The 6,293-nt window shown below is 37.0% G+C and carries 10 protein-coding genes; 4 read left to right on the forward strand and 6 right to left on the reverse strand.

All coding sequences use genetic code 11. The annotated features are described in order from the left end of the window. From AC4MRQ_RS24390 to AC4MRQ_RS24400, 3 genes are all read left to right on the forward strand, one after another. On the forward strand, positions 1-597 hold a 597-nt coding region (locus AC4MRQ_RS24390; RefSeq protein ID WP_491200344.1), incomplete at its 5' end, for an OmpA family protein. Between the two features lie 151 nt (positions 598-748). Continuing rightward, entirely contained in the window at positions 749-937 is a 189-nt protein-coding gene (locus AC4MRQ_RS24395) for a hypothetical protein (RefSeq protein ID WP_491200345.1), read from the forward strand. A gap of 9 nt (positions 938-946) precedes the next feature. After that, positions 947-1,306 (forward strand): thiol-disulfide oxidoreductase DCC family protein, encoded by a 360-nt coding sequence (locus AC4MRQ_RS24400; RefSeq protein WP_491200346.1) that lies wholly within the window; start codon positions 947-949, stop codon positions 1,304-1,306. Here the strand turns inward: AC4MRQ_RS24400 and AC4MRQ_RS24405 are convergent. The 6 genes from AC4MRQ_RS24405 to yihA all read right to left on the reverse strand — a co-directional run bounded on the left by AC4MRQ_RS24405 (position 1,297) and on the right by yihA (position 5,316). Continuing rightward, on the reverse strand, positions 1,297-1,839 hold the full coding sequence (locus tag AC4MRQ_RS24405) for a DUF4924 family protein (protein ID WP_491200347.1): 543 nt from the start codon (positions 1,837-1,839) through the stop codon (positions 1,297-1,299). The genes AC4MRQ_RS24400 and AC4MRQ_RS24405 overlap by 10 nt on opposite strands. 8 nt (positions 1,840-1,847) lie before the next feature. Further along, positions 1,848-2,240, reverse strand: coding sequence for an RNA-binding S4 domain-containing protein (locus tag AC4MRQ_RS24410; protein ID WP_491200348.1), 393 nt, complete (start codon positions 2,238-2,240; stop codon positions 1,848-1,850). A 28-nt stretch (positions 2,241-2,268) separates the two neighbouring features. Next, on the reverse strand, positions 2,269-2,889 hold the full coding sequence (gene pth / locus AC4MRQ_RS24415) for an aminoacyl-tRNA hydrolase (RefSeq protein WP_491200349.1): 621 nt from the start codon (positions 2,887-2,889) through the stop codon (positions 2,269-2,271). An 81-nt stretch (positions 2,890-2,970) separates the two neighbouring features. Further along, a complete protein-coding gene (locus tag AC4MRQ_RS24420; RefSeq protein WP_491200350.1) occupies positions 2,971-3,546 on the reverse strand; it encodes a 50S ribosomal protein L25/general stress protein Ctc in 576 nt (191 codons plus the stop codon). A gap of 94 nt (positions 3,547-3,640) precedes the next feature. Next, entirely contained in the window at positions 3,641-4,579 is a 939-nt protein-coding gene (locus AC4MRQ_RS24425) for a ribose-phosphate pyrophosphokinase (protein WP_491200351.1), read from the reverse strand. Positions 4,580-4,719: 140 nt separating this feature from the next. After that, the gene (gene yihA, locus AC4MRQ_RS24430) at positions 4,720-5,316 is read right to left on the reverse strand and encodes a ribosome biogenesis GTP-binding protein YihA/YsxC (RefSeq protein ID WP_491200352.1); all 597 of its coding nucleotides are present in this window, start codon (positions 5,314-5,316) and stop codon (positions 4,720-4,722) included. A gap of 279 nt (positions 5,317-5,595) precedes the next feature. On the opposite strand from yihA, the gene AC4MRQ_RS24435 reads away from it, so the two are divergent. Continuing rightward, positions 5,596-6,293, forward strand: a 698-nt coding sequence (locus AC4MRQ_RS24435; protein WP_491200353.1) for an amino acid kinase family protein, incomplete at its 3' end; no start/stop codon positions are given.

Consider the following 6,293-nt stretch of genomic DNA (forward strand, 5'->3'; position numbering starts at 1 on the left):
GGTGCTAATAATGACAAATATTGGTATTCAAATATTCACCTTGCATACAAAATCGGTAAAAAAGATAAACGTCACTCCCGCTGGACACACCGCGGTTATGGCTTTAATGTGTTCGAAAGACCAAGGAAAGATCCTTTGGCAGACGAAGTAGCGCTATTAGAAGAAGAACTGCGTCAATATGAATCCCAAAGAGTTATAGAAATTGATACAGTAACTATACTACATCATGCAATGCGAGTATATGGCAGTAACCAAATGGTATCAGTATATTTTGATTCAAAGGCGAGTCGTCTTGATACCAAAGACCAGGTTGAACTGGCTACCACTGCCCTGTATATGAAAAAGAATCCTGGCTCAACCGTTGATATATATGGCTATAATGACAGTAAGGACAACGCTTTAGAGAATCTGGAAATCAGTAAAAAAAGGTGTGAAGCTGTGCTGTCATATTTCGTCGATGACTTAGGTATAGACAAAAACAGGTTTAATCTTCATCCAAGAGGAGAAGAAGACTTGTTGATACCAAAGAGTAAAAAGAAAAATAGCCCGATCAGAGTTATTAACAGGCGAGCTGATGTAGTGATTATAAAACCCTAGATTTCTGAACCAATTAACTTCCGGTTATGTTTACCTGTTGAAGACCATTTGTTATTCTTGTCCTGTTTTCTTAACAAAGAGATAATGTTATTGAAAACCAGCATAAGGGTATAGGATGTAATTTTAAACCTATAACAATAAACTCTTCGATATGAAAAAGAAGTTAATCTCAACCTGTAAAGGATACAGTGATAAAGATTTTATTTTTGATATTTTTTCAGATAAAGGTTTTGTAACGGATGCCAATGCCTACCTTCATTCCAACCATCATACAGAATCGAATAATATCAAAGGTGAAAACCATGAAGCACTGCCTGCTTCTGAATCAGAAACCATATAAATTCTGCATATGCAGGATATCAAGGAAAATATAGTCCCTATTGTGTATTTTGACGGACAATGTAACTTTTGCCATAGCCTTGTTAAGTCCTTAAAGAGAAAAGGCCTTGACACGAAAGCTCATTTATTACCTTTCCAACTTGTTAGCAATGAAAAGCCAACAGCATTGCTTTTTATTGATGAAACTGAAGCTTTAGAAGCAGGTGAAGCAGCACTTAGTTTACTTACTTTAACCGGAGGCTTTTACAAAAACATCTCTAAAGTCCTGAAACAATTTCCCAAAAACTTGGTCAACAGGCTCTATTACTACATAGCCAATAACAGGTACAGGTTGTTTGGCACAAAGTCATGCGAGGTGCATTACAGCTGAAGTTTACCTTGTTGTTCTTCCTGATACTTTTTAGCTAATAAGCCAAGTAATTTACTGAATGTTTTAATCGCCATATCAGTTTGCTCAGAAACCGTTTGATTTCTCAGTTTCAGCAAAAATGAACTGTAAATAGCTGTCAGGCATATTTCAACATCATTGGCCAGCGAATTTCCTGATTTGTTATCAAATTCCTGAATACTAGCTGCCATACTATTATAAAGATGCTGGTAAGCCATTTCATTTGGCGACTTAAGTAATAAATTATGCAGGCGATTAACATCATTCACCGTATTAACATTGATCTGTAAATGTCCCTTTTCGGCCTTGTTCTCCAAACGCATCATCTCACATAAGTTGGACCACCAATCCCTTATTTCGAGGGTTACATCTTCATTTTGCTTATAGCCTGCAATGATATGCTTATCTATTAATTCCATATCCAGCTTATTGGCTCTAATCAAGTCTTCTACCTGCCACATATAGAGAATATACTCAATGATATTCTCCTTCTTTTTTTGTTGAGCTACAATCATACTATTATCTAAATATCCCAGTCTCCTTCTTGTAATCTCTCCAGATCACGTCGATCTTTCTTCGTCGGTCGTCCCATTCCTCTGTCACGGTTAGCATTACTTGCCAACTTTGCTAGTTCCAACATTTCAAGTTGATCGGGAGGAGTAATGTCCTTCACAAAATCAGGTGTTAGCTTTGCTCCCATTCTTTTTTCTGCTACATCCAACACTTTATATTTGCGCACAATTGGAGGTACACGTATATCAATTTCGTCACCTGCTTTTATGACGCGTGATGACTTTACAGGCATGTTATTAATAGAAACTTTTCCTTTTTTACACGCTTCAGCGGCAATACTCCTTGTTTTAAACAGGCGAACAGCCCAAAGGTATTTATCAATTCGAACTCCAGATCCACTCATAATTCAAATTTCACTTTTGTGATAAATCCTATTTATTATTGTATTGACTCATCGTTTGCCCGGCACCCACGGTTGCAAAAGCTTTTACAATATCTTCCGCAACTTTGGTTCGTTCCATTAGTTCAGTCCACTCCTCATCCGTCCATTTACCTAACACAAAATCAACTTGCCTACCTCTTTGATACTCATTACCAATGCCAAAACGAAGCCTTGAGTAACTTGCAGTTCCAAGTGTGCTCTGTATGCTTTTCAAACCATTATGCCCTGCATCCCCACCTTTCGTTTTCAAACGTAAAGTACCAAAAGGTAAAGCCAAATCATCAACTACTACAAGTAAGTTGGGTAGAGGTATTTTCTCTTTCTGCATCCAGTAGTTAATTGCTCTCCCACTTAAATTCACATAAGTATTAGGTTTTAGCATGATAAAGCTACGAGCTTTAAATTTGAAACGGGCAACAGCCCCATATCGTTCATCTTCAAACCGAACTTCGTTTCTCTTGGCTATGGTATCCAGTACTTCAAAACCAACATTATGACGCGTCTGATCATATTCATCACCAATATTTCCTAAACCAACAACCAAATACTTCATGTCCGGGGGTGTATTATCCTTTTCCTTTTTAAAGAAATTAATTACGCGCTTAAGCATTACCTTCTTAATTGAGCATGGCTAAAATACAAAAAACCTCCATATGCAAAATATGGAGGTTCTTGATATAGAGTTGTAATATTACTCTGCAGTTTGCTGAGCAGCAGCACGAGCAGCACGAGTCAGACGTACAGCAACCACTACGGCATTTTTAGCGTTTAATAGTTCCAGGTTGTCGAAAGATAACTCACCAACCTGAACGGTTTTACCAAGTCCAATATTGTCAATATTGATATCTAAAGTGTCAGGAAGATCTTTTGCTAAAGCACGTACTTTTAGTTTACGCTTCTCTAACTGAAGCTTACCACCAGCTCTAACACCCTCTGCGAAACCTTCCAGTTTAACAGGAATTTCAATCACTACTGGTTTGTCTTCTTTCACCTGAAGGAAGTCAGCATGAAGCATCTGCTCTTTTACAGGGTGGAATTGTGAATCCTGAAGAATTGTAGGATAAACAGTTCCGTCTACGTTTACATTGATAATGTATACGTTTGGAGTGTAAATAATTTTACGGAATTCAGCTTCCGCAGCTGTGAAGTGAATGTTTTTTTCACCACCGTAAATTACACAAGGTACTTTACCTTCAGCACGTAAAGCTTTGGTCGATTTTTTACCTAGCTCATTACGTACAGAACCTTTAACTTCAATTGTTTGCATAATTCTTTTTTTTAAGTGCTACTCAAAATTATAACCATGTGAGGCTTAATTTCCCATCACACGCTTGCTCTAAAGCGGCTGCAAAGATAATACTTTAGATCAAGAATTGATTACTTATCGACTGATAATTATATACTTTTTCGATTGTATCTGCAAAAAGTTGAGCAACTGATAATACTTTAATTTTACTACAGTCTTGCTTCAAAGGAATAGAATCAGTTACATATAGTTCCGCTAAACCTGAGTTTTTAATGCGCTCATAGGCTGGACCTGAAAGAACAGCATGAGTAGTAAATGCACGAACACTTTTGGCTCCTGCATCCAACATCATATCGGCAGCTTTCGTTAATGTACCAGCTGTATCAACCATATCATCCACGATAATCACATTCTTATCGGTTACATCACCAATAATTCGCATCTCATCAACCACATTCGCCTTTGAACGCTGTTTATGGCATATAACCATTGGTGTTTCCAGAAATTTAGCGTAAGTGTTAGCACGCTTGGTTCCTCCTACATCAGGTGAGGCAATTACCAGATTCTCCAGGTTCATGTGCTTGATATGCGGAACAAAAATAGACGATGCATATAAGTGGTCAACCGGAATATCAAAGAATCCCTGAATTTGATCAGCATGCAAATCCATTGTGATAACACGGTCTACACCTGCTGCTTGTAACATATCTGCAACCAATTTAGCTCCAATAGCTACACGTGGCTGATCCTTACGATCTTGTCTTGCAAATCCAAAATATGGCATTACAGCCACAATTTTATATGCAGAGGCTCGTTTGGCCGCATCAATCATCATTAACAATTCCATCAGGTTATCTGAAGGTGGAAATGTTGACTGACATAAAAATAAGTGAGATCCACGAACAGTTTCTTCGTAGGCAGTTGTAAATTCACCATCGCTGAATCGTAAGCAGTTAACACTACCTAATTCTCTGCCCGAGCAAAGACTAATTTTTTCAGCAAGATATTTCGTACTTGTTCCCGCAAATATCTTAATAGGAGCTTTCGGTGGCATTTAAATTGATGTTTATCAGATTATTTCAATGTTGCTTTGTGGCTGCAAAGGTAATCAATTCATATTTTCTTAACATGAACAATCCCCATAAAAAAATATAATTGTTGATTTTCAAATACACACTACTCAGCAACAAGACTTTACCACTTCTGATTCAGGTTGTCAATAAACTCAAGCAGATTTTCACTGCCGTCACCACTCTTGGCAGACGTGTAAAAAACAGGCGGAAGTTCTTCCCAATATTCCAATAACTTCTCCTCGTAATTCTTCATATTGGTGGCATATTGGGCTTTATTCAACTTATCGGTTTTGGTAAATACAATCGCAATTGGAACTCCATTTTCGATCATCGAATTCATAAAAACCAAATCAATTTCCTGCATCGGTATGCGTGAGTCTATTAACACAAACAAGCACATTAGATTCTTTCGGCTCGAAATATAATCAGTTATTAATTTACCAAAAGTTGCACGAATGGTCTTAGACACTTTAGCATAACCAAAGCCAGGTAAATCAACCAAATACCAACTATCATCAATTAAAAAATGGTTAATCAGTTGAGTTTTACCCGGTGTGGATGATATTTTTGCAAGCGCTCTTCGGCCACACAACTTATTAATCAATGATGATTTACCAACATTAGAGCGACCAATGAAAGCATATTCAGGTCGATCTTCTTTAGGACATTGGCTGCTTTTGGCACTACTTTTATGAAACTGAGCTGATAGAATCTTCATGACTGTCAAAATTTCGTCAAAGGTAGAGCCATTTTCGATAAGAGAAAAACACACATTGTTTAATATCTAATAAATATCCACAAAAATCATAAAAATAAAATTTGTTGTTATATTTTTAACTTTTTGTTATTTTTGGTTGTTTTTAGTGCAAGAGGCTCTAATTTGTTAATAATCAAAATTCAGATGCCGCTATTTCTATTAATCAGACAGCAAACTTGCTAATAAAACTTATAATTTTGCAGGCGTTAAGTTATTGTTGACATTATAGATTGAATTAAGATGAGAGTACTTAAGTTTGGAGGAACATCGGTAGGTTCAGCACAGAGGATGAAGGAAGTTGCTGAACTTGTTGATAATGGCGTACAGAAGATTGTTGTATTGTCGGCCATGTCAGGAACGACCAACAGTCTGGTTGAAATCGCTAATTATCTGTACCAAAAAAACCACGATGGCGCTAATGAAATAATCAACACTCTTGAATCGAAATACGAAAAAGAGGTTGAACAACTTTTTAAAAGCGAAGAGTACAAAACTAAGGGTAAAGAGCTTATTAAGTCTCATTTTGAATATATAAAATCGTTTACAATTGATATGTTCACGGTTTTCGAAGAAAAAGCCATTCTAGCACAAGGTGAGCTAATATCAACAGCACTTTTCCATTATTATCTATTGGAAAATGGTAAAGATTCTGCTCTTTTACCTGCTCTTGATTATATGCGTATCGATAAGAACAATGAGCCGGATGGTACATATATAAAAGAACATATTGCAAAAACCGTTGCAGAACAAGGTGACAAAAAGATTTATATAACCCAAGGGTATATATGCAGAAACGCTTTTGGTGAAATTGATAACCTGCAACGTGGAGGAAGTGATTATTCTGCTTCGTTGATTGGCGCTGCTATTAACGCAGACGAAATCCAGATATGGACCGATATTGACGGTATGCACAATAACGATCCGCGTTATGTTGAAAA

Source organism: Carboxylicivirga sp. (genome assembly GCF_982718395.1).